We start from the raw sequence: 21,723 nt of genomic DNA on the forward strand, positions 1-21,723 counted from the left end.
CGCTATGAGCGAAGATCGATCGAGCAACGGGCAAAAGTCCTGGCTGGGTAAGCTCACCCAGGCTTTTGCCCATGAGCCGAAAAACCGCCAGGAGCTGCTGGAGCTGCTGCGCGACGCACACCAAAACAAACTGCTGGACAGCGAAGCGCTGGCCATCGTCGAAGGCGCCATCCAGGTCGCTGACCTGCAAGTACGGGACATCATGGTCCCGCGCTCGCAGATGGTCAGCATCAAGGCGACCCAGACTCCCCGCGAGTTCCTGCCCGCCGTGGTCGACTCGGCCCACTCCCGCTACCCGGTGATCGGCGAAAGCCACGATGACGTGATGGGCGTGTTGCTGGCCAAGGACTTGCTGCCGTTGATCCTTCGGGAGAACGGCGACAGCTTCAATATCAAGGATCTGCTGCGCCCGGCCACGTTCGTGCCGGAGTCCAAGCGCCTGAACGTGCTGCTGCGCGAGTTCCGCGCCAACCATAACCACATGGCCATCGTCATTGACGAATATGGCGGCGTGGCGGGCCTGGTGACCATCGAAGACGTGCTCGAACAGATTGTCGGCGACATCGAAGACGAACACGATGTCGAAGAAGACAGCTACATCAAGCCGCTGCCAAGCGGTGATTTCCTGATCAAGGCACTGACGCCGATCGAGAACTTCAACGAGTTCTTCGACAGTGAATTCTCCGATGACGAGTTCGACACCGTCGGCGGCCTGGTGATGAGTGCATTCGGGCATCTTCCAAAACGCAACGAAATCACCGAAATCGGCCCGTACCGCTTCCGCATCCTGAATGCCGACAGTCGTCGGATTCACCTGCTGCGCCTGACGCCAATCGCCCGGTAAAACATTAAGGATTGAAATGCGCTGGACAACCCGCCCCGGCTGGCCCGGTAACCTGCTGGCCGTGGCGGCCGGTGCAATCACCACCCTGGCCCTGGCGCCGTTCGATATCTGGCCATTGGCACTGCTGGCGGTCGGGCTTTTCTATGCCGGTCTGCGCGAACTGAGCCCTCGCCAGGCACTCGGCCGTGGCTGGTGTTTCGGTTTTGGCCTGTTCGGTGCCGGTACCAGTTGGATCTACTACAGCATTCACAACTTCGGTGGCGCCTCGGTGTTGCTGGCCGGGTTCCTGATGCTGCTGTTCACGGCGGCGATTGCCTGGTTCTTTGCGCTGCCCGCCTGGCTCTGGGCGCGCTGGCTACGACGCAACGAAGCGCCACTGGCCGACGCCCTTGCATTCGCCGCGCTGTGGGTAGGCCAGGAGGCCTTCCGCGGCTGGTTCCTGACCGGCTTCCCGTGGCTCTATTCCGGCTACAGCCAGCTCGATGGCCCACTGACGGGGCTCGCCCCCGTTGGCGGTATGTGGCTGATTTCCTTCACCCTGGCCCTGACCGCTGCGCTGATCTACAACGGTATGCGCCTGGTGCGCACGGGTCGTAAAGGCTTCATCGCGGCTGGCGCCCTGCTGCTGGTCGGCCCCTGGGTCGCCGGCATGGCCCTCAAGCACCACGCCTGGACCAGCCCGGCGGGCGCACCACTGAGTGTCGCGGCGATCCAGGGCAATATCGAACAGAGCATGAAATGGGACCCGGCGCAGCTCAATGCACAACTGGAGCTTTATCGCGACATGAGCTTCAGCTCCAAACGCGTCGACCTGCTGATCTGGCCGGAAACCGCAGTCCCGGTGCTCAAGGAGTCCGCCGAGGGTTACCTGAACATGATGGGGAATTTTGCCGCAGAACGTCACTCGGCGTTGATTACCGGCGTGCCGATTCGCCAGATGGTCCATCACGAAAAACGCTTCTACAACGGCATCACCGTGGTCGGTGAAGGCGATGGCACGTACCTCAAGCAGAAACTGGTGCCGTTTGGCGAATACGTTCCACTGCAGGATGTGCTGCGCGGGTTGATCGCCTTCTTCGACCTGCCGATGTCGGACTTTGCCCGAGGCCCGGCCGACCAGGCCATGTTGCAGGCCAAGGGTTACCAGATTGCGCCGTTCATCTGCTACGAAGTGGTGTATCCGGAGTTCGCTGCCGGCCTCGCGGCACAAAGCGATTTGCTGCTGACCATCAGCAACGACACCTGGTTCGGCACCTCGATCGGTCCGCTGCAACACTTGCAGATGGCGCAGATGCGCGCGCTGGAGGCCGGACGCTGGATGATCCGCGCCACCAACAACGGCGTGACCGGCCTGATCAACCCGTTCGGCCAGATCACCGCGCAGATCCCGCAGTTCGAGCGCGGCATCCTGTATGGCGAAGTGGTGCCGATGCACAACCTGACGCCTTATCTTCAATGGCGTTCGTGGCCGTTGATCATTGTTTGCGTGCTGTTGTTTGGCTGGGCACTGATTGCCAGCCGGATGGCCAAAACGGTCTGACTTGCGGGCCCTGGACAGAGGGCTTTTTGTGGTGAGGGAGCACACGCCCTCACCACAGGGTGTTGACCAGCCCTCGCTATCGGTAAAACAACGAATACCCCACCTGCCCCACCGCTTCATTCAGCAACTGCCCGCTCTGCCAGATCGACTTGAATTCCGGCATCCAGCCACCCAGCGGCCGGGCATTGTCCACGCCTAAAAAACCCACGGGCGCAGACACCACTTCAAACCCTGCCTTCTGAAAGCTCCAGACAGCTCGCGGCATGTGCCAGGCCTGAGTCACCACCACCACGCGCTTGATGCCTTCAGGCAACAACACTTCAGCGCTGAATTTCGCGTTTTCCCAGGTCGTACGGCTGCGCCCTTCCTGCCACCGAACAGTGACGCCGAAATCATCGTGCAGCGAATCGGCCATCAACCGGGCCTCGGTCGGCGGCGTGCCGTAATGCAGGCCGCCACTGGTCAGCACCGGCAAGCCCGAGGCCTTGGCCAGGCGCGCCGCATAGCGTTCGCGCTCCAGGCCCACGCCCGTCGGCTGATCCGCTCCCCATGCCGGATCGCCCCGCTCGCGCCCCGAACCCAATACCACGATCGCATCGGCATGCCGAGCCAAAGTGGCCCACTCCTCGCGAGCCAACGGTGGCTCGCGCTCAAGCAACTGGGCGCCCCATTGCACCACGATGGGCAAGCTCATCAACCAGAAGCCGCCCAGGCCCAGGGCAAAGCACATTGCGGCGAGCCTCGGCCTTGAACGGCGCCACCACCAGGCAAGCGCCAGCAGTAGCAACAGAATGCCCGGCGGCAACAGAAGTTGTTTTAAGAAATAACGAAAAGGCATCGAGCATCTCCATGAAGATGCCCGAAGCCTAAGTGGGTTGACGTAATGCGACAATCAATATGGAAAGGCTATGCTTCGAAAAACCCGGGAGCATGACGCCATGCCTTACTTGCAATGCAGAGACCGGACCTTTACCGCGTCTCTGCCGGGTGTTTTGTCCTTGAGCCAGATGATCTTGGCTGAATGCGGCGCATCAAGTTGCTTCACTGCCTCGGACAAGCATCCGTGCGTTTCACGCTCACAACGATCCAGATACGCCTTGACCAGAGCAAACTCTGCGGGGCTCAGACCACGCAATTCCAGCTCCAGCGGACGCTCATCACGCAACCGGCCTGCGGTTTTTGCCGCTTCCAGGGCCATTCCAAGACGATCTATCAGTCTTTCATATAACTCCGGTTTTGTAGCTTTTTGCTGTGAATCAACCATCCCTCACCTCATTGGAAGATAAAACCTACTCCCCAGTTAGAGCTTAGCCTCCATGAACAAACCGACTGAACGCCGCGACCAACGGCCCTCGTAGCGTTTTTTGCGAGACGCGCGGCAGTAATCAGGGTTTCCCTCGATAGAGTGCGGTCATGTATGCTACGGCGCTTCCTGTAACTCCACTTCCAGCTCGCCTGGGCAGCGAAACGCCGAATTGGCGCATTCACGGTCCAGCGTCGCATTGAAGAGGATTAGGCCACCCCTATTCAGTTCAAAAGTAGCCATGCACGAACAATATCAGCCCCGTGAAATCGAAGCCGCCGCCCAATCGTTCTGGGACGAGCAAAAGTCCTTTGAAGTCAGTGAACAGCCAGGCAAGGAGACTTACTACTGCCTGTCGATGTTCCCTTACCCCAGCGGCAAGCTACACATGGGGCACGTGCGCAACTACACCATCGGCGACGTGATCTCCCGCTATCAGCGCATGCAAGGCAAGAACGTCCTGCAACCCATGGGTTGGGACGCCTTCGGCATGCCGGCGGAAAACGCCGCGATGAAGAACAACGTGGCACCGGCCAAGTGGACCTACGAAAACATCGCCTACATGAAATCCCAGCTGCGCAGCCTGGGCCTGGCGGTGGACTGGTCGCGCGAAGTGACCACCTGCAAGCCTGACTACTACCGCTGGGAACAATGGCTGTTCACCCGCCTGTTCGAAAAAGGCGTGATCTACCGCAAGAACGGCACCGTGAACTGGGACCCGGTCGACCAGACCGTCCTGGCCAACGAGCAGGTCATCGACGGTCGCGGCTGGCGTTCCGGCGCGCTGATCGAGAAGCGCGAAATCCCGATGTACTACTTCAAGATCACCGCCTACGCGGATGAACTGCTGGAGAGTCTCGACGAGCTGACTGGCTGGCCTGAACAGGTCAAGACCATGCAGCGCAACTGGATCGGCAAATCCCGCGGCATGGAAGTGCAGTTCCCGTACAACGTCGATTCCATCTGCGAAGCCGGCGCACTGAAAGTCTTCACCACCCGTCCGGACACCCTGATGGGCGCCACCTACGTCGCCGTGGCCGCCGAGCACCACCTGGCCACCCTGGCCGCGCAGAACAATCCTGAGCTGCAGGCGTTCATCGCTGAATGCAAGGGCGGCAGCGTCGCCGAAGCCGATGTCGCCACCCAGGAGAAGAAAGGCGTTCCGACCGGCCTGTTCGTCGAACACCCGCTGACCGGTGAAAAGCTGCCGGTCTGGGTCGCCAACTACGTGCTGATGCATTACGGCGATGGCGCGGTGATGGCCGTTCCAGCCCACGACGAACGCGATTTCGAATTCGCCCACAAGTACAACCTGCCGGTCAAATCCGTGGTGCGCACCAGCTCCGGTGACGTCAACCCGGCACCGTGGCAGGACGCCTATGGCGAACACGGCACGCTGATCAACTCCGGCGAATTCGACGGCCTCGACTTCGCCGGCGCCTTCGACGCCATTGAAGTGGCACTGATCAAGAAAAACCTCGGCGCCTCGCGCACCCAGTTCCGTCTGCGTGACTGGGGCATCAGCCGTCAACGCTACTGGGGCTGCCCGATCCCGATCATTCACTGCGATACCTGCGGTGACGTGCCGGTACCGGAAGATCAACTGCCGGTCGTGCTGCCGGAAGACGTCGTACCCGACGGCGCCGGCTCGCCACTGGCGCGCATGCCCGAGTTCTACGAGTGCAGCTGCCCGAAATGCGGCCAGCCTGCCAAGCGTGAAACCGACACCATGGACACCTTCGTCGAGTCCTCGTGGTACTACGCCCGCTACGCCTCGCCGCACTTTGAAGGTGGCCTGGTGGAAAAATCCGCGGCTGACCACTGGCTGCCGGTGGATCAGTACATTGGCGGTATCGAACACGCGATTCTTCACCTGCTCTATGCGCGCTTCTTCCACAAGCTGATGCGCGACGAAGGCCTAGTGAGCTCCAACGAACCGTTCAAGAACCTGCTGACCCAGGGCATGGTGATCGCCGAGACTTACTATCGTCGCGAAGCCAACGGTGCCTACACCTGGTTCAACCCGGCGGACGTGGAACTCGAACGCGACAGCAAGGCCAAGGTCATCAGCGCCAAATTGAAATCCGACGGCCTGCCGGTGGAAATCGGTGGCACCGAGAAGATGGCCAAGTCGAAGAACAACGGCGTTGACCCGCAGTCGATGATCGATCAGTTCGGCGCAGACACCTGCCGCCTGTTCATGATGTTCGCCTCGCCACCGGACATGAGCGCGGAATGGTCCGACTCCGGGGTGGAAGGTTCGCACCGCTTCCTCAAGCGCGTCTGGCGCCTGGCTCAAGCGCACGTCACTCAGGGCCTGCCGGGAAAACTCGACGTGGCCAGCCTGAACGACGAGCAGAAAGCCATTCGCCGCTCGATCCACCAGGCCATCAAGCAGGCCAGCCACGACGTCGGCCAGAACCACAAATTCAACACCGCCATCGCCCAGGTGATGACGCTGATGAACGTGCTGGAAAAAGCCCCGCAAGGCACCGGGCAGGATCGCGCACTGGTTCAGGAAGGCCTGGAAACCGTGACCCTGCTGCTGGCCCCGATCACCCCGCACATCAGTCACGAGCTGTGGAATCAACTGGGTCACGCCGCCCCGGTGATCGACGCCGCCTGGCCAGTGCTGGACGAGAGCGCGCTGGTACAGGACAGCCTGCAACTGGTGATCCAGGTCAACGGCAAACTGCGCGGCCATATCGACATGCCGGCCAGCGCCAGCCGTGAAGAAGTCGAAGCCGCCGCACGCGCCAACGAGAACGTGCTGCGTTTCGTCGACGGTCTGACCATTCGGAAAGTGATCGTGGTGCCCGGGAAACTGGTCAACATCGTCGCCAGCTAATTGGATCAGGCGCCAGGTCATGCCTGGCGCCGCGTAAAACCTTTCGGGCCGCATGATCGGCCCACATGGTTTCAAGGGGAGCAACACAATGATCAAACGCAATTTGCTGGTGATGGGCCTTGCGGTCCTGCTGAGCGCCTGCGGTTTCCAGCTGCGTGGCACCGGCACTACAGAACTGGCGATCAAGGAGCTCGACCTGAGCGCGCGCAACGCCTACGGCGAAACCGTGACGCAAATGCGCCAGGTGCTGGAAAGCAGCGGCGTCAAGGTCTACACCGGCGCACCTTACAAACTGGTGCTGACCGATGAGCAGGAAAACCAGCGCATCCTCAGTTACGCCGGCGCCGGTCGTACTGGCGAGTACCAGGTCACCACCGTCCTCAACTACGACATCCGTGGTAAAAACAACCTGGATCTGCTGAGCGACAAACTTGAAGTTCAGAAGATCTTCATCCACGACGGCAACAACCTGGTAGGTTCCGACCAGGAAGCTGCAACAGCCCGGGGCGAAACCCGTCGCGAGCTGACTCAGCGCATGATGCTGCGCCTGCAACAACTGACCCCGGCCCAGCTCGATCAGTTGCAGCAGACTGCCGATGCCAGGGCCAAGGCTGAAGCCGCGGCGCTGGAAGCGGCGCAGAAGGCTGAAGCGGAAACTCCGCGTCAGTCGCCTCTCGAACTGCCGAAGCAGTAAGACTTGCGGGGCGCTCAGGCGCCCCGTTCGCCCTCGCCTATGAAACTCGCCCCCGCCCAACTCGGCAAACACCTGCAAGGCGCCCTCGCGCCGGTCTACGTCATCAGTGGCGACGACCCCTTGCTGTGTCAGGAAGCCGCCGACGCCATCCGCGCTGCCGCACGCCAGCAAGGTTTTGATGAACGCCAGGTCTTTGCCGCCGATGCCAGTTTCGACTGGGGTACGCTGCTGCAAGCCGGTGCCAGCATGTCGTTGTTCGCCGAAAAACGCCTGCTGGAACTGCGTCTGCCCTCCGGCAAGCCCGGTGACAAGGGCGCCGCCGCGCTCATCGAGTACTGCTCGCGACCGGCCGAAGACACGGTGCTGTTGATCAGCCTGCCAAAGCTCGATGGCAGCGCGCAGAAAACCAAGTGGGGCAAGGCGTTGGTCGAAGGCCCGCAAACCCAGTTCGTGCAGATCTGGCCGGTGGATGTCAGCCAGTTGCCGAGCTGGATCCGACAGCGACTGTCCCAGGCCGGGCTTTCCGCCAGCCAGGATGCGGTCGAGCTGATCGCCGCGCGGGTCGAAGGCAACCTGCTGGCCGCCGCCCAGGAAATCGAAAAACTCAAGCTGATGGCCGAAGGTGGTCAGATCACGATCGAAACCGTGCAGGCAGCGGTGGCCGACAGTGCACGCTTCGATGTCTTCGGGCTGACCGATGCGATTCTCAACGGCGAAGCCGCCCATGCCCTGCGCATGCTCGAAGGGCTGCGCGGGGAAGGCGTCGAACCGCCGGTCATTCTCTGGGCGCTGGCCCGGGAACTGCGCCTGCTGGCCAATATCTCGTTGCAATACAGCCAGGGAACTCCCCTGGACAAAGCCTTCAGCCAGGCCAAGCCACCTGTCTGGGACAAGCGCAAGCCACTGATGAGCAAAGCCCTGCAACGTTATTCGGCGCAACGCTGGGCGCAGTTGCTACTCGAAGCGCAGCGCATCGATGCACAGATCAAGGGCCAGGCCGCCGGCTCGCCCTGGATGAGCCTGAGTCGGTTGACGTTGCTGATGGCGGGCCAGCGCCTTACGCTGCCTGCCGAGTAACCCCGCCCCCCCTGTAGGAGCGAGCCTGCTCGCGATGGAATCAGGAACACTGCGGGGAGCCAGACTCCCCGCGTTATCGTTAACGACCATCGCGAGCAGGCTCGCTCCTACAGGGGGGGCGGGGTTACTCGGCAGGCAGCGTAAGGCGCTGCCTGCCGAGTAACCCCGCCCCCCCTGTAGGAGCGAGCCTGCTCGCGATGGTCGTTAACGATAACGCGGGGAGTCTGGCTCCCCGCAGTGTTCCTGATTCCATCGCGAGCAGGCTCGCTCCTACAGGGTACGGCGTATTTACTGACAACCCGCCCTATAGACAGAACCCCAACTTCAGCCGATGATTTGCTCCGCAAAAACCACTCACTTGCGAGAATCCATCATGAGCAAAAAGCCGTCCAGACACGGCCCCAACAAGGCCAAATCCATCATCGCCCAGCCACTGTTCCGCAGCCGTCAGGAACGAGCCGGCAAGGGCAAAGGCAGCTACCGCCGCGAAGCCTTCCAGTCTAATAGCTGGGAGGCTTCTTACTTTCTGGCAGCCTGAAAGGCATGCATCCGCTCAACATGTTAAGGTCTGCACCTGATCCGTTTTCCCTGGACCCGTGCATGCCCCTTTGTCTTTCCCGTCGTTGGCACCTGCGCCAATTGATAGCTGCCTCCAGCCTCATTTTGCTAGTCGCCTGCGCGGAAAAACCCACCGCCGCCGACGCCCAGCCGCTTCAGACCCTTCCTGTCACCACCGCCCCTGCAGTGGTAGCGCCAGTGGTACCAAGCGACGACAATCTCGACATCCAGCCGACCCAGACCTTCGCCGAATGGCAGGCCGGTTTCCGCAAGGACGCCATGGCCGCCGGTATTCGCGCCGACCTCTTCGACCGCGCCTTCGCCAACATCAGCTTCGACCCCAGCGTGATTCGTGCCGACCGCAGCCAACCGGAATTCACCCGGCCGGTATGGGAATACCTGGACGGCGCCCTGTCACCACTGCGAGTGCGTAAGGGGCAGTCACTGGTCAGCCAATACGACGGCATTCTTCAAAGCATCGAGCAGCGATACGGCGTCGATCGCCAGGCCCTGGTCGCCGTGTGGGGCATGGAAAGTAACTTCGGCCAATTCCAGGGCAACAAGTCGGTGATCAACTCGCTGGCGACCCTGGCCTATGAAGGCCGACGCCCCGGCTTCGCCCACGCGCAATTGATCGCCGCTTTGCAGATCCTGCAACAAGGCGACATCGAACCGGAGAAAATGCTCGGTTCCTGGGCCGGCGCCATGGGCCAGACCCAATTCATCCCGACCACCTACAACACCCACGCCGTGGACTTCGATGGCGACGGTCGCCGAGATATCTGGGGCAGTGCCAGCGACGCCCTCGCGTCAACTGCGCATTACCTGCAAAGCTCCGGATGGCAGAAAGGCCAGCCATGGGGCTTCGAAGTGCAACTGCCGGGCAACTTCAATTACATGCTGGCTGACGGCACAATTCGTAAAAGTGTCGCCGAATGGCGCCAACTGGGTATCACGCTGCCCAATGGCGGGCAGGTCCCGCCAGGCACCGAGCAACTGTCTGCGGCCTTGCTGCTGCCAGCCGGTTATCGCGGCCCGGCATTCCTCGTGCTCGATAACTTCCGGGCGATCCTCAAGTACAACAACTCTTCGTCCTACGCCCTGGCGGTGAGCCTGTTGGCCGAGCGTTTCAACGGTGCGGGCCTGATCAACGGCTCCTGGCCGAAAGATGATTTGCCATTGAGCCGTACGGAGCGCATTGAACTGCAAAACCTGCTGAGCGCGCAGAACTACGATGCGGGCACTGCCGACGGCATCATCGGCGCCAACACGCGCAAGGCGATCCGCAGCGCCCAGCAGTCATTCGGCTGGCCGGCCGATGGTTACCCGACGCACAAGTTGCTGGAAGGTCTTCGCAGCCGCTGAAAGCATCGCGGGCAAGCCCCCACTGACATCACGCTGCATGCAAATACTGCATTCACCTTGATGCCAGAGGGGGACTTGCCCGCGATGACGACTTGTCAGGCCGTGACGTTCTAGCGCCTGATCACCACATCCTGTTCCAGCACCAGCTCTTGCCTGCCCGCATTCAGCCTGACCAGCGCGCCCATGGGCAACGTCAAATTCGGGTCACAATGCCCGCTGCGCCACCCGGACAGCACCGGAATCCGAAATGGCTCGAACGCCTGCTTGAGCAATCGATCCAGGGAGGACACATCGACCCCCGCCACGTCCCCGACCAGAACGCCACGCAGCTTGCGCAGCGTCCCGGCGAGTCGCAGATGAGTCAGTAAGCGATCGATGCGATACAGCGGTTCGTTGATGTCTTCGATAAACAGGATGACACCCTCGGCGTCGATCTCGTAAGGCGTGCCCATGGTCGCGGCAATCATCGACAGGTTCCCACCCAGCAAACGCCCGTGAGCGATGCCAGGCGCGATGGTGGTCAATGGGTAGGCCTCGGGGTGCGCGAGCACGCTGCCCGCCTTCAAATGGCCGCGCAGCATGTTGAGGAACGAAGACTCGGTGGGTTGTTGTCGTTTGCCGAGAAGGTCGGCGTTGAGCAGTGGACCATGGAACGTCACAAACCCTGCATGGCGACTGATCGCCAGATGCAACGCAGTAATGTCGCTATAACCGATGAATGGCTTGGCGTTATTGCGCAGCAACTCGAAATCGATACGGTCAAGCAAGCGTGGCGTGCCGTAACCACCTCGCAGGCAGATGATGGCGTCGACTTCAGGATCGGCAAATGCCGCATGCAAATCGTTCAGCCGCACCTCATCGCTACCGGCCAGGTAGCCTTCCTTTTCGTAGACGCCGGGAAACACTTTGAGCGAATAGCCTCGGGCGCGCATCCACTGCACGGCCTTGTGGGTGTCCAGCGCAGCGGGACCGGCAGGCGCAATGACGCCAATCAGCCCTTCCATCGGCAATGCCGGAACGGGAGCATTTGGACAAAGAGTGTGGGTCGGTGGAACTGTCATCCATATCTCCCTGCGTGAAATCCTCAACACACAGTAGTCAGGAATGGGCACAAACAGAAGAGGCTTCTTTGCCCCGCAGGTTGCAGGAAAAATCGGTGATGGCCGTGGACAGGACAAAAAAATGCCCGCCTGGCTCAATGCCTGGCGGGCGTTTTCCTGTCTTCAGCGCATCAGGACGACATCAACTCGGCCTTGACCAGCTTCGCCTGCTCGTCGGCGTGGTACGAGGAGCGGACCAGCGGACCGGAAGCGACGTTCTTGAAGCCCATCTTGTAACCTTCCTCGGCGAACCAGGCGAAGGTGTCCGGGTGCACGAAACGCTGCACCGGCAAGTGGCTGCGGGACGGTTGCAGGTACTGGCCCAGGGTCAACATGTCGATGTCGTGTTCGCGCATGCGCTTCATGACTTCGATGACTTCTTCGTCGGTCTCGCCCAGACCCAGCATCAGGCCTGACTTGGTCGGAATGTGCGGCATCATCTGCTTGAAGCGTTGCAGCAGGGTCAGCGACCACTGGTAGTCCGACCCCGGACGCGCAGCCTTGTAGAGGCGCGGCACGGTTTCCAGGTTGTGGTTGAACACATCCGGCGGCTCGGCCGCGGTGATTTCCAGCGCGATGTCCATGCGGCCACGGTAGTCCGGCACCAGGGTTTCGAGCTGAACGTTCGGCGACAGTTTGCGGATTTCGCGGATGCAGTCGGCAAAGTGCTGGGCACCGCCGTCACGCAGGTCGTCGCGGTCTACCGAGGTGATCACCACGTATTTGAGACGCAGGTCAGCGATGGCGATGGCCAGGCTTTCCGGCTCATTGACATCCAGTGGCTTCGGACGACCATGGCCCACATCGCAGAACGGGCAGCGACGGGTGCAGATGTCACCCATGATCATGAAGGTCGCGGTACCGCCGGAGAAGCACTCGCCCAGGTTCGGGCAGGAGGCCTCTTCGCACACGCTGTGCAGTTTGTGTTTGCGCAACAGGGCCTTGATGCGGTCGACCTCCGGGGATACCGGGATACGAACGCGAATCCAGTCAGGCTTTTTCGGCAGCTCGGTGGTCGGAATGATCTTTACCGGAATGCGTGCAACCTTCTCGGCGCCGCGCAGCTTTACGCCGGCTTCAACCTTGGCACGCGGGGCCGGACGATCAGTGACATCCTGCGTCGGGATCATGGTTTGCACTGCATCAGTAGTCATATCAGTCGATTCCGCCCGTTAGGGTCGTCTGCTCAGCATAGTCGAGGTGTTTGACGAGCTGCGCGCGCAGCCGGGCACTTACCTCGGCAAATTCAATCGATCCTGCGTGATCGCTCAGCTGGGTCATCGCCAGCCCGGCGTAGCCGCAGGGATTAATCCGTCGAAACGGTTCCAGGTTCATGTCCACGTTCAGGGCCAGGCCATGAAAGGAACAACCGTGGCGGATCCGCAGACCCAGGGATGCGATTTTCGCTCCGTCGACGTAGACACCCGGCGCATCCGGCTTGGCCGCAGCCGTCACGCCATAACTGGCGAGCAGCTCGATCAGGCACGTCTCCATTCGGGTCACCAGGTCACGGACACCGAAACCCAGCTTGCGCACGTCCAGCAGCAGGTAGGCCACCAATTGCCCGGGGCCGTGATACGTCACCTGGCCACCGCGGTCAACCTGCACCACCGGAATATCTCCCGGCAGCAACAGGTGTTCGGCCTTGCCGGCCTGGCCCTGGGTGAACACCGGCGGGTGCTCTACCAGCCAGATTTCGTCGGCGGCATCGCTGCCGCGTTCGTTGGTGAAGCGTTGCATGGCATGCCAGACCGGTTCGTAAGCCATCTGGCCGAGTTCGCGAAAGCCCAGCGTGCCAGGCATCACAGCACCATGTGCACGAAGCCGGTCGCCCGCAGTTCGCTGTTGATGTTGTACAGCTGATCCTGGTCGGTGGCGACGATGTGCAACTGAATCGTGGTGTATTTACCGTTGGTGCTCTGGCGCTCATCCACGCGGTCATGGTTGATCGTCGCGTGTTTCCTGACGATCTCGATGATCCTGTCTTTGTTGCCCACGCCAGTATCGCTGATCACCTTAACCGGGTAATCAACGTTGGGGAATTCGATCTTTGGCGCCTTTACTTCGGTATCGGTCATGGCGTAACGGCCTCGTAAGCGTAAGCCGTGGCGACGGGCAAGGCTCCGGGCTGGATCAGCACGGAGCCTTGCAGGTGCACACTAAATTCAGTTGAACAGGCTGTAGAAGAATAGACGGATGCTATCCCACATGCGGCGGAAGATACCACCTTCCTCGACGGCGTCCAGAGCGATCAGATCAGCGCTGTGCACGACCTTATCGTCCAGTTTCACTTCGACTTTACCGATCACGTCGCCCTTGGCGATTGGCGCAACCAGTTGCGGGTTCATGGTCATGCTGGCAGCGAGCTTTTTCAGCTGGCCTTTCGGCAGGGTCATGGTCAGGTCTTCAGCCAGACCGGCCTTGACCTGGTTGGTCGAGCCTTTCCAGACAGGAGCCTGAGCCAGCTCGGCGCCTTTCTGATAGAAGGTCTGGGTTTCGAAGAAACGGAAACCGTAAGTCAGCAGTTTCTGAGTCTCGGCGGCGCGAGCCACTTCGCTGTTGGTGCCGAACACCACGGCGATCAGACGCATGCCATCACGCACGGCCGAAGACACCATGCAGTAGCCTGCTTCATCGGTGTGGCCGGTTTTCAGACCGTCAACGGTCTTGTCGCGCCACAGCAGCAGGTTGCGGTTCGGTTGCTTGATGCCGTTCCAGAAGAACTCTTTCTGCGAGTAGATCGCGTAGTGGGCCGGGTCTTCGTGGATGATCGCGCGAGCCAGCACCGCCATGTCGTGAGCAGACGAGTAGTGCTCAGGGTTCGGCAGCCCGGTCGGGTTCATGAAGTGGGTGTTGCTCATGCCCAGGTCGGCAACGGTTTTGTTCATCAGGTCGGCGAACGCGTCTTCGCTGCCGGCGATGTGCTCGGAGAGCGCCACGCTGGCGTCGTTGCCCGACTGAATGATGATGCCGTGCAGCAGGTCGCTGACAGTGACTTGCGAGCCGACCTTGATGAACATCCGGGAACCGCCGGTGCGCCAGGCGTTTTCACTGACGGTCACCGGATCGTTTTCGCCGATCTGGCCACGACGGATTTCCAGGGTCGCGATGTAGGCGGTCATCAGCTTGGTCAGGCTGGCTGGCGGCAGGCGCTGGTCACCATTGTTCTCGACCAGCACGTTGCCGCTGCTGGCGTCCATGAGCACGTAGGCCTTGGCGGCCAGTTGCGGTGGCGACGGCATCATCTCGGCCGCGAACGCGGCAGGCGAGAGGAGCAGCGGGACTAGAAGGCACAGGCGTTTGGCAAAGGTGGTGATGTTCATCCGTCTCTCGAAATCGCTAATGGAAACTTGCCCAAGGGCAAAACTAATCAAATAACCTTCAGGCCTTGCTCTTGAACGGCCTGCGCGACGATGACGCTGCTTGCGTGACCGCCGCTCGGCGAGTTTTCGAACAAACCCTACGAGTCATCGCGTATTCAGTTGCTCACTCCAGTCACCCTTTGCCGGGCTTTTGTTCTCGACGAGCCAACAACCTGGTTCACTCCCGACTGCAAGTGAACCGTCAATCAAGTCCTACGTATTACTCCGTGACCACACTCGGCGAGCCAAGATTGGCCAGACGCACGCTGTTCTGCACTTGCTGGATTTCACCCGGCGTACCGATGGGTCCCAGTCGAACCCGATGCAGCGTCTGTTGATTGCGTACGATCGAGCTGATGAACACCGGGGTGCTCACCATCCCGCTGAGTTTCGACCTCAGGAGCTCTGCAGCGTCCGGGTTGGCGAACGCGCCCACCTGCAGATACTGGCCAGAGGCTGGTGCAGAAGCGTTTTTTTTAGTATCGAGCTGGACAGGCACAACGGCGGCAGCGTGCTGCTGTGGTGGCGGTGTCCATTGCTCGACGGTACCGGCCGATGCCGTAATGACCGGGGCACTATTCTGTGCAACTTGCGGCTCGTTGAGCATCAGGGGCGCCGGTCGGCCCTTGGCGGCCCACCATTGTTGCGGATCGATCCCTTCCACCTTGACTCGCGCGGTGCCGATTTCGGCATAGCCCAGCTTTTTGGCGGCGGCGTAGGACAAGTCGATGATCCGGTCCGAGTAGAACGGCCCGCGGTCATTGACCCGCAGGATCACGCTCTTGTTATTGTCCAGGTTGGTCACCCGAACGTAACTTGGCAGTGGCAAAGTCTTGTGCGCGGCGCTCATGCCATACAGGTCATAGACTTCGCCGTTGGCGGTGTTCTGACCATGGAACTTGGTGCCGTACCAGGACGCCGTGCCCGAAGCGACGTAAGTCTTGGAATCCTGCAGCGGGAAATAGGTTTTTCCGAGCACCGTGTACGGATTGGCCTTGTAGGGGCCGGTGTGCAGGGTCGGCGTGGCATCGGGGATGCGCGACACATCGACATCCCACCACGGCGCGCCATCCTTGTGGGCGCGGTTGATGTCCAGCCCCGGTGCCGAACGCACGGCAGTGGAGGACTTCTGGCCGGGCGAGCGACTGGTCGAACAACTGGCGACCAGCACTGCCAACGCGACGAATGCCATCAGCTTCAGGGGTTTATTCATAGGCAATGCCCGCATTACTTGACGCCCCGTGCTTGGACCAGCTGTTCTGACAGTTGATGTACGGCCATGGCGTACATCACGCTGCGGTTATATCGCGTGATTGCGTAAAAATTCTTCAGGCCCATCCAGTATTCGGGGCCATTGTCGCCTTCCAGGCGGAACGCGGTAACCGGCATATCATCGCGCAGCGCATCATGACTTGACCAGCCCAAGGCCCGCAATTCTCCGACGGTTTTCGTCGGTTCGATGCCGGTGGTCAAACCATCGTCCACCTGATCACCCCGGACATCGGCGCGACTGACCACGGGTTCACCGGCCACCCAGCCATGACGCTTGAAGTAACTGGCGACGCTGCCGATGGCGTCGTCCGGGTTGGTCCAGATATTAATGTGCCCGTCACCGTCGAAGTCCACCGCATAGGCGCGAAAGCTGCTCGGCATGAACTGCGGCAAGCCCATGGCACCGGCGTAGGAACCTTTGAGGGTCAATGGATCGACCTGCTCTTCCCGGGCCAGCAGCAGGAATTCACGCAATTCCTTGCGGAAAAATTCGGCACGGGGAGGATAGTCGAAACCCAGGGTCGACAACGCATCGATTACCCGGAAATTACCGGTATTGCGTCCGAAAAAGGTCTCAACGCCGATGATCGACACAATCACCTGGGCCGGCACGCCATATTCCTGCTCGGCACGGGCCAGCACCGCCTCGTGCTGACGCCAGAAGTCGACACCGCGAGCAATGCGCGCATCGGTGATGAACATCGGGCGATATTCGCTCCACTGCTTGACCCGCTCGGCGGGTTTCGAAATCGCGTCCAGAATTGACTGCTTGCGCTCGGCCTCACGGAACACGCCCATCAGCTGCTCGCCGGCGAAGCCGTAATCGCGGGTCATCTCACCGACGAATTCGGCCACCTGGGGTGAACCTTCGTAATCGCCGGCCAACGCTTCCTGCGCAGTGCCAAGGATGCTTACCAGGCCAACCCACGACGCGTATCGAGTCGCCCAGCCATGCATTACTTGCATTGAAATCTTCACCTTATTCAAACCTGCGCGATCCACTTGCGATGGGTATGGATCGACATCAAAACCCCAAACGCTGACAGCAACGTCACCAGCGAAGTTCCTCCGTAGCTAATGAACGGCAACGGCACCCCCACCACCGGCAACAGGCCACTGACCATACCGATGTTGACGAAAACATATACAAAAAAAGTCATGGTCAGGCTGCCGGCCAGCAATTTGCCGAACAATGTCTGGGCCTGGGCGGTGATCACCAGCCCGCGACCGATCAACAACAGATAGATCAGCAGCAACGCACAGATGCCCACCAGGCCGAACTCCTCACCCATGACCGCGATGATGAAGTCGGTGTGGCTCTCCGGCAGGAAATCCAGGTGCGACTGGGTACCCAGCAACCAGCCCTTGCCGAACACACCGCCGGAACCGATGGCGGCCTTGGACTGAATGATGTTCCAGCCGGTGCCCAGTGGATCGCTTTCCGGGTCGAGGAAGGTCAGGATTCGCTGTTTCTGGTAGTCGTGCATGATGAAGAACCACATCGCCACGGCCACCGGCACGGCGGCGGCCAGCACGCTGAGAATCCAGCGCCAGCGCAGCCCGCCCATGAACAGCACGAAGGCACCACCGGCCAGAATCAACAGCGAGGTGCCCAGGTCCGGCTGCCGCACGATAAGGATGAAGGGCAAGCCGATCAGAAACAGACTGACCCCCACATGCTTGAGCTGCGGCGGCAAAGTGCGCTTGGACAGGTACCAGGCGATGGTCGCCGGCATCAGGATTTTCATGAACTCCGAAGGCTGGAAGCGAATTACCCCCGGGATGTTGATCCAGCGCGTGGCGCCCATGGCGTTGTGGCCCATCACGTCCACCACCACCAGCAAAAGCACGCCGAGCACATAACCGACCGGCACCCAGCGGGCCATGAAGCGCGGCTCGAACTGGGCAATGACGATCATCGACACCAGACCGATGCCAAACGAGGTCGCCTGTTTGGCCAGCAGATCCCAGCTCTTGCCACTGGCCGAATACAGCACGAACAGGCTGCCGGCGGCGAGGGTCAGCAGCAAAATCAGCAGCGGGCCATCAATGTGCAGGCGCTGCAGCAGCGTCGCACGACGACGCATCACATCCTCGCTGGAGAGCATGCGATCAAAATTATTCATCACGGGCGGTAGCCTCCGCGCTGTTAGGGCTGGCGTATTCGGCTTTGAGACGACCATCCTTATCCAGCAGCCAGGCGTCCATGACCTGACGCACCACCGGCGCGGCGACACCGGAGCCGGATTCACCGTTCTCCACCATCACCGACACCACGATTTTCGGATCATCGGCCGGCGCGAAGCCAACGAACAAGGCGTGGTCGCGATGGCGTTCCTGAACCTTGGAGCGGTCATACTTTTCACCCTGTTTGATCGCGACCACCTGGGCCGTACCACTCTTGCCGGCGATCCGGTACTGCGCACCGATCGAGGCTTTGCGCGCCGTGCCACGGGCGCCGTGCATCACTTGCTGCATGCCGTGGTTGACCTTGTTCCAGTCGGACGGGTCACGCAGGACGATGTCCGGCATCGGGTTGGGATCCACCGGTTTCTGGCCTTCAATGGTCTTGGCCAGGTGCGGACGGTTCCAGATACCTTTGTTGGCCACCAGCGCGGTGGCCTGGGCCAGTTGCAACGGGGTCGACTGCATGTAGCCCTGGCCGATCCCGAGAATCAGTGTTTCACCCGGGAACCATGCCTGACGGCGCGTTGCGCGCTTCCACTCGCGCGTAGGCATCAAGCCCGGAGACTCTTCGAACATGTCCAGCGAGACCTTCTGACCGATGCCGAACTTGCTCAGGTACGACGACAAGCGATCGATCCCCAGCTTGTGGGCCAGGTCATAGAAGTAGGTGTCGTTGGAGCGCATGATCGCCGTATCGAGGTCGACAAAGCCGTCCCCGGTGCGGTTCCAGTTGCGGTATTTGTGGTCGTAGTTGGGCAACATGTAGTAACCGGGGTCGAATACCCGCGTCGAGGCCGTGACCACGCCCGAATCCAGGCCGGCAATCGCTACCGCCGGCTTGATGGTCGAACCCGGTGGATACAGACCGCGCAGCACACGGTTGAACAGCGGTCGGTCGATGGAGTCGCGCAACTCGGAATAAGCCTTGAAGCTGATGCCGGTGACGAACAGGTTCGGGTCGAAGCTCGGCTGGCTGACCATCGCCAGCACTTCACCGGTTTTCGGGTCCAGTGCCACCACCGCGCCACGACGACCGCCGAGCGCGGCTTCGGCGGCTTCCTGCAATTTGATGTCCAGGCTCAGGACGATGTCCTTGCCGGGAATCGGATCGGTGCGCTTGAGTACCCGCAATACGCGGCCCCGAGCGTTGGTCTCGACTTCCTCATACCCCACCTGACCGTGCAGTTCGGGCTCGTAAAAGCGCTCGATGCCGGTTTTGCCGATTTGATGGGTACCGCTGTAACTCACCGGATCCAGAGATTTGAGCTCTTTCTCGTTGATCCGCCCCATATAGCCCACCGAGTGCGCAAAGTGCGCGCCCTGAGGATAGTGACGAACCAGTTGCGCGACCACTTCCACCCCGGGCAGGCGGAACTGGTTGACGGCGATTCGAGCGATTTGCTCCTCGGTCAATTCGAACATGATCGGCACCGGCTCGAACGGCCGACGCCCCTGGCGCATGCGCTTTTCGAAAATCACCCGGTCCTCGGGCGTCAGTTCCAGCACCTGGACGATCACATCGAGCACTTGCTGCCAATCGCCAGAGCGCTCGCGGGTCATGCTCAGGCTGAAGCTGGGCCGGTTGTCGGCAATGACCACACCGTTGCGGTCGAAAATCAACCCACGGGGTGGCGGAATCGGCTGCACGTGGACGCGGTTGTTTTCCGACAGGGTCGAGTGGTACTCGTACTGGATCACCTGAAGGAAATACAGCCGCGCGATCAACACGCCGATCAGCGTCACGACCGCAATGGCCCCGAACACGACACGGCCACGCACCAGACGGGCGTCTTTTTCGTGGTCCTTGATGCGGATCGGCTGAGACATGAGGGCAGAACTACTTGTGGTAAGGGTGGCCGGACAACACGGTCCAGGCACGATACAGCTGTTCGCCGATCAGAATTCGCACCAGCGGGTGCGGCAACGTCAACGGCGATAGCGACCAGCGCTGATCGGCACGGGCACAGACTTCAGGCGCCAGCCCCTCGGGGCCACCGACCATGAAGTTCACCGTGCGCGAGTCCAGCCGCCAGCGATCGAGTTCGACCGCCAGCTGCTCGGTACTCCAGGGCTTGCCGTGGACTTCGAGGGTGACAACACGTTCGTTCGGCCCGACCTTGGCCAGCATGGCTTCGCCTTCCTGACGGATGAAGCGGGCCACGTCGGCGTTCTTGCCACGGGTGTTGAGCGGAATTTCCACCAGTTCAAGCGCCAGCTCGGACGGAAGACGCTTGGCATATTCATGCCAGCCCTCTTCCACCCACTTGGGCATGCGTGAACCGACGGCGATCAGTCGCAGTCGCACAGCGGGCCCTTATTCCTGGTCTTTGTTGAGCTTGGTGAAGTGCTCGTGGGTGTTTTCAGGGCTGTGGTGAGCCGCGCTGGCCGAACGGCTCTGCTCGGCACCGGCCCACAAGCGTTCCAGGTCATAGAACTGGCGAGCGGAGGCCGTCATCATGTGCACGATGACATCGTCCATATCCAGCAGTACCCAGTCGCTGTCGCCCTTGCCTTCCTCGCCCAGTGGCTTGACGCCCTGGGCCTTGACCGCTTCGCGGACCTTGTCGAGCATCGCGCCGATCTGGCGATTGGACGTACCGGTAGCGATGATCATGAAGTCAGTGATGCTCTGCTTGTCACGAACGTCGATCACCTGGATGTCCTGGGCCTTCACATCTTCCAGGGCCGCCACGGCAACCTTGACCAGCTCTTCGCCGGCGAGAACCACGCCGGTTGCTGCCGGTACTGGCAGCGGAGCGCTCTTGAACGTGCCTTTGCGCTTTACTTTGGTTTGGTCTTTGTCAGTCATATAAAACTCGTTTTGCTCGTATGTTCGGGCGCTTCAATACACGTTGTTGCTACGTGCCTTGAGGCACTCCTATTCAGTTCGACGCACGGTAAAGTCCGTGCGCATCGATGTAGGCCAGGACCGCGTCGGGCACCAGGAAACGTACCGACTTACCGCTGGCCAGCAGTTGACGGATCTGGGTGGCGGATACCGCGAGCGGTGTCTGCCAGACGAATGCAATCTGTCCGCTCGGCCCTTTGAGGGCCAGCGGGTCGCTCACCGAGCGCGCTGCCAGCAGGTTGCGCAAGGCATCCGGCGGTTCGCTGTCGGCATCCGGGCGTTGCAACACCAGGATATGGCAATGCTGGAGCAACTCTTCCCAGCGGTGCCAAGTGGGCAGGCCGCAAAAAGCGTCCCAGCCCAAAAGCAGAAAAACCTGGTCATCCGCGGCCAGTTCGGCGCGCATCAGTTCCAGGGTATCGATGGTGTAGGACGGTTTGTCCCGCTGCAATTCGCGGGCGTCCACCACCAACGGCGCCACACCGGCCACCGCGCACTCGACCATCGCCAGACGGTCTTTCGCCGACACCTGCGGCGTATCCCGATGGGGAGGCCTGGCACTGGGTGTCAGACGCAGCTCATCGAGCGCCAATGATTCGGCGACTTCCAGTGCACCGCGCAAATGGCCGATGTGCACCGGGTCGAAAGTTCCGCCCAGTATGCCGATACGGCGAGGTGCGGGCTCGCTGCCAGTGACCGGAGCTGACGGGTCGAGGTCGCCCAAG

The 21,723-nt window shown here is 60.9% G+C and carries 21 protein-coding genes; 7 read left to right on the forward strand and 14 right to left on the reverse strand.

What is annotated here, in order from left to right; all coding sequences use genetic code 11:
* Positions 1 to 4 precede the first annotated feature (4 nt).
* Both JQF37_RS07645 and lnt read left to right on the forward strand, forming a co-directional pair.
* Positions 5 to 844, forward strand: a complete 840-nt coding sequence (locus JQF37_RS07645; RefSeq protein WP_046028710.1) for an HlyC/CorC family transporter — start codon at positions 5 to 7, stop codon at positions 842 to 844.
* A gap of 16 nt (positions 845 to 860) precedes the next feature.
* Positions 861 to 2,384: an apolipoprotein N-acyltransferase gene (gene lnt, locus JQF37_RS07650; protein ID WP_130204657.1), complete on the forward strand. Its 1,524-nt coding sequence runs from the start codon at positions 861 to 863 to the stop codon at positions 2,382 to 2,384.
* Between the two features lie 76 nt (positions 2,385 to 2,460).
* On the opposite strand, the gene JQF37_RS07655 is transcribed toward lnt, so the two are convergent.
* Both JQF37_RS07655 and JQF37_RS07660 read right to left on the reverse strand, forming a co-directional pair.
* Positions 2,461 to 3,222, reverse strand: coding sequence for a YdcF family protein (locus JQF37_RS07655; protein ID WP_204149609.1), 762 nt, complete (start codon positions 3,220 to 3,222; stop codon positions 2,461 to 2,463).
* A 105-nt stretch (positions 3,223 to 3,327) separates the two neighbouring features.
* Entirely contained in the window at positions 3,328 to 3,648 is a 321-nt protein-coding gene (locus JQF37_RS07660; RefSeq protein ID WP_130204653.1) for a hypothetical protein, read from the reverse strand.
* 280 nt (positions 3,649 to 3,928) lie between these two features.
* On the opposite strand from JQF37_RS07660, the gene leuS reads away from it, so the two are divergent.
* The 5 genes from leuS (at position 3,929) to JQF37_RS07685 (ending at position 10,229) form a co-directional block, all read left to right on the forward strand.
* Positions 3,929 to 6,535 carry a leucine--tRNA ligase gene (gene leuS / locus JQF37_RS07665; protein WP_130204651.1) on the forward strand — a complete coding sequence of 869 codons (2,607 nt, stop codon included), beginning with the start codon at positions 3,929 to 3,931 and terminating at the stop codon, positions 6,533 to 6,535.
* 88 nt (positions 6,536 to 6,623) lie between these two features.
* Complete coding sequence (lptE, locus tag JQF37_RS07670) at positions 6,624 to 7,229, forward strand: LPS assembly lipoprotein LptE (RefSeq protein ID WP_130204649.1); 606 nt, start codon at positions 6,624 to 6,626, stop codon at positions 7,227 to 7,229.
* A 39-nt stretch (positions 7,230 to 7,268) separates the two neighbouring features.
* Complete coding sequence (gene holA, locus JQF37_RS07675) at positions 7,269 to 8,306, forward strand: DNA polymerase III subunit delta (protein WP_130204647.1); 1,038 nt, start codon at positions 7,269 to 7,271, stop codon at positions 8,304 to 8,306.
* Between the two features lie 373 nt (positions 8,307 to 8,679).
* Positions 8,680 to 8,844, forward strand: coding sequence for an alternative ribosome rescue factor ArfA (gene arfA, locus JQF37_RS07680; RefSeq protein WP_065908951.1), 165 nt, complete (start codon positions 8,680 to 8,682; stop codon positions 8,842 to 8,844).
* Positions 8,845 to 8,906: 62 nt separating this feature from the next.
* Positions 8,907 to 10,229, forward strand: a complete 1,323-nt coding sequence (locus JQF37_RS07685) for a lytic murein transglycosylase (protein ID WP_130204645.1) — start codon at positions 8,907 to 8,909, stop codon at positions 10,227 to 10,229.
* Positions 10,230 to 10,339: 110 nt separating this feature from the next.
* Here the strand turns inward: JQF37_RS07685 and JQF37_RS07690 are convergent, their stop codons facing one another.
* The 12 genes from JQF37_RS07690 to nadD form a co-directional block, all read right to left on the reverse strand.
* On the reverse strand, positions 10,340 to 11,290 hold the full coding sequence (locus JQF37_RS07690) for an LD-carboxypeptidase (protein WP_047533711.1): 951 nt from the start codon (positions 11,288 to 11,290) through the stop codon (positions 10,340 to 10,342).
* Between the two features lie 170 nt (positions 11,291 to 11,460).
* The gene (gene lipA, locus JQF37_RS07695; RefSeq protein ID WP_161793957.1) at positions 11,461 to 12,459 is read right to left on the reverse strand and encodes a lipoyl synthase; all 999 of its coding nucleotides are present in this window, start codon (positions 12,457 to 12,459) and stop codon (positions 11,461 to 11,463) included.
* A gap of 25 nt (positions 12,460 to 12,484) precedes the next feature.
* Positions 12,485 to 13,132: a lipoyl(octanoyl) transferase LipB gene (gene lipB, locus JQF37_RS07700; protein ID WP_047533716.1), complete on the reverse strand. Its 648-nt coding sequence runs from the start codon at positions 13,130 to 13,132 to the stop codon at positions 12,485 to 12,487.
* Complete coding sequence (locus JQF37_RS07705) at positions 13,132 to 13,407, reverse strand: DUF493 domain-containing protein (protein WP_130204643.1); 276 nt, start codon at positions 13,405 to 13,407, stop codon at positions 13,132 to 13,134. Before JQF37_RS07705 ends, lipB begins: the two co-directional genes overlap by 1 nt.
* Before the next feature lie 87 nt (positions 13,408 to 13,494).
* The gene (locus JQF37_RS07710) at positions 13,495 to 14,652 is read right to left on the reverse strand and encodes a D-alanyl-D-alanine carboxypeptidase family protein (RefSeq protein ID WP_047533722.1); all 1,158 of its coding nucleotides are present in this window, start codon (positions 14,650 to 14,652) and stop codon (positions 13,495 to 13,497) included.
* A 259-nt stretch (positions 14,653 to 14,911) separates the two neighbouring features.
* On the reverse strand, positions 14,912 to 15,919 hold the full coding sequence (locus tag JQF37_RS07715; protein WP_130204641.1) for a septal ring lytic transglycosylase RlpA family protein: 1,008 nt from the start codon (positions 15,917 to 15,919) through the stop codon (positions 14,912 to 14,914).
* Positions 15,919 to 16,929: a lytic murein transglycosylase B gene (gene mltB, locus JQF37_RS07720; protein ID WP_090466901.1), complete on the reverse strand. Its 1,011-nt coding sequence runs from the start codon at positions 16,927 to 16,929 to the stop codon at positions 15,919 to 15,921. The genes JQF37_RS07715 and mltB overlap by 1 nt, the downstream gene beginning before the upstream one ends.
* Before the next feature lie 17 nt (positions 16,930 to 16,946).
* Positions 16,947 to 18,050: a rod shape-determining protein RodA gene (gene rodA / locus JQF37_RS07725; RefSeq protein ID WP_090327560.1), complete on the reverse strand. Its 1,104-nt coding sequence runs from the start codon at positions 18,048 to 18,050 to the stop codon at positions 16,947 to 16,949.
* A gap of 31 nt (positions 18,051 to 18,081) precedes the next feature.
* Positions 18,082 to 19,977, reverse strand: a complete 1,896-nt coding sequence (gene mrdA, locus JQF37_RS07730; RefSeq protein ID WP_130204639.1) for a penicillin-binding protein 2 — start codon at positions 19,975 to 19,977, stop codon at positions 18,082 to 18,084.
* A 10-nt stretch (positions 19,978 to 19,987) separates the two neighbouring features.
* Positions 19,988 to 20,455, reverse strand: coding sequence for a 23S rRNA (pseudouridine(1915)-N(3))-methyltransferase RlmH (gene rlmH / locus JQF37_RS07735; protein WP_007937439.1), 468 nt, complete (start codon positions 20,453 to 20,455; stop codon positions 19,988 to 19,990).
* Between the two features lie 9 nt (positions 20,456 to 20,464).
* Entirely contained in the window at positions 20,465 to 20,959 is a 495-nt protein-coding gene (gene rsfS / locus JQF37_RS07740) for a ribosome silencing factor (protein ID WP_130204637.1), read from the reverse strand.
* Positions 20,960 to 21,032: 73 nt separating this feature from the next.
* The gene (gene nadD / locus JQF37_RS07745; protein WP_161793943.1) at positions 21,033 to 21,722 is read right to left on the reverse strand and encodes a nicotinate-nucleotide adenylyltransferase; all 690 of its coding nucleotides are present in this window, start codon (positions 21,720 to 21,722) and stop codon (positions 21,033 to 21,035) included.
* Position 21,723: the final 1 nt, after the last annotated feature.

The sequence above is a fragment of the Pseudomonas sp. MIL9 genome, from assembly GCF_016887925.1.
Classification (GTDB): domain Bacteria; phylum Pseudomonadota; class Gammaproteobacteria; order Pseudomonadales; family Pseudomonadaceae; genus Aquipseudomonas; species Aquipseudomonas mohnii.

What these genes read in the sequence shown, in the direction of transcription:
- JQF37_RS07645 (WP_046028710.1), top strand. Translation starts at nt 5, where the DNA reads ATGAGCGAAGATCGATCGAGCAACGGGCAAAAGTCCTGGCTGGGTAAG.
- lnt (WP_130204657.1), top strand. Translation starts at nt 861, where the DNA reads ATGCGCTGGACAACCCGCCCCGGCTGGCCCGGTAACCTGCTGGCCGTG.
- JQF37_RS07655 (WP_204149609.1), bottom strand. Translation starts at nt 3,222, where the DNA reads ATGCCTTTTCGTTATTTCTTAAAACAACTTCTGTTGCCGCCGGGCATT.
- JQF37_RS07660 (WP_130204653.1), bottom strand. Translation starts at nt 3,648, where the DNA reads ATGGTTGATTCACAGCAAAAAGCTACAAAACCGGAGTTATATGAAAGA.
- leuS (WP_130204651.1), top strand. Translation starts at nt 3,929, where the DNA reads ATGCACGAACAATATCAGCCCCGTGAAATCGAAGCCGCCGCCCAATCG.
- lptE (WP_130204649.1), top strand. Translation starts at nt 6,624, where the DNA reads ATGATCAAACGCAATTTGCTGGTGATGGGCCTTGCGGTCCTGCTGAGC.
- holA (WP_130204647.1), top strand. Translation starts at nt 7,269, where the DNA reads ATGAAACTCGCCCCCGCCCAACTCGGCAAACACCTGCAAGGCGCCCTC.
- arfA (WP_065908951.1), top strand. Translation starts at nt 8,680, where the DNA reads ATGAGCAAAAAGCCGTCCAGACACGGCCCCAACAAGGCCAAATCCATC.
- JQF37_RS07685 (WP_130204645.1), top strand. Translation starts at nt 8,907, where the DNA reads ATGCCCCTTTGTCTTTCCCGTCGTTGGCACCTGCGCCAATTGATAGCT.
- JQF37_RS07690 (WP_047533711.1), bottom strand. Translation starts at nt 11,290, where the DNA reads ATGACAGTTCCACCGACCCACACTCTTTGTCCAAATGCTCCCGTTCCG.
- lipA (WP_161793957.1), bottom strand. Translation starts at nt 12,459, where the DNA reads ATGATCCCGACGCAGGATGTCACTGATCGTCCGGCCCCGCGTGCCAAG.
- lipB (WP_047533716.1), bottom strand. Translation starts at nt 13,132, where the DNA reads ATGCCTGGCACGCTGGGCTTTCGCGAACTCGGCCAGATGGCTTACGAA.
- JQF37_RS07705 (WP_130204643.1), bottom strand. Translation starts at nt 13,407, where the DNA reads ATGACCGATACCGAAGTAAAGGCGCCAAAGATCGAATTCCCCAACGTT.
- JQF37_RS07710 (WP_047533722.1), bottom strand. Translation starts at nt 14,652, where the DNA reads ATGAACATCACCACCTTTGCCAAACGCCTGTGCCTTCTAGTCCCGCTG.
- JQF37_RS07715 (WP_130204641.1), bottom strand. Translation starts at nt 15,919, where the DNA reads ATGCGGGCATTGCCTATGAATAAACCCCTGAAGCTGATGGCATTCGTC.
- mltB (WP_090466901.1), bottom strand. Translation starts at nt 16,929, where the DNA reads ATGCAAGTAATGCATGGCTGGGCGACTCGATACGCGTCGTGGGTTGGC.
- rodA (WP_090327560.1), bottom strand. Translation starts at nt 18,050, where the DNA reads ATGCGTCGTCGTGCGACGCTGCTGCAGCGCCTGCACATTGATGGCCCG.
- mrdA (WP_130204639.1), bottom strand. Translation starts at nt 19,977, where the DNA reads ATGTCTCAGCCGATCCGCATCAAGGACCACGAAAAAGACGCCCGTCTG.
- rsfS (WP_130204637.1), bottom strand. Translation starts at nt 20,959, where the DNA reads ATGACTGACAAAGACCAAACCAAAGTAAAGCGCAAAGGCACGTTCAAG.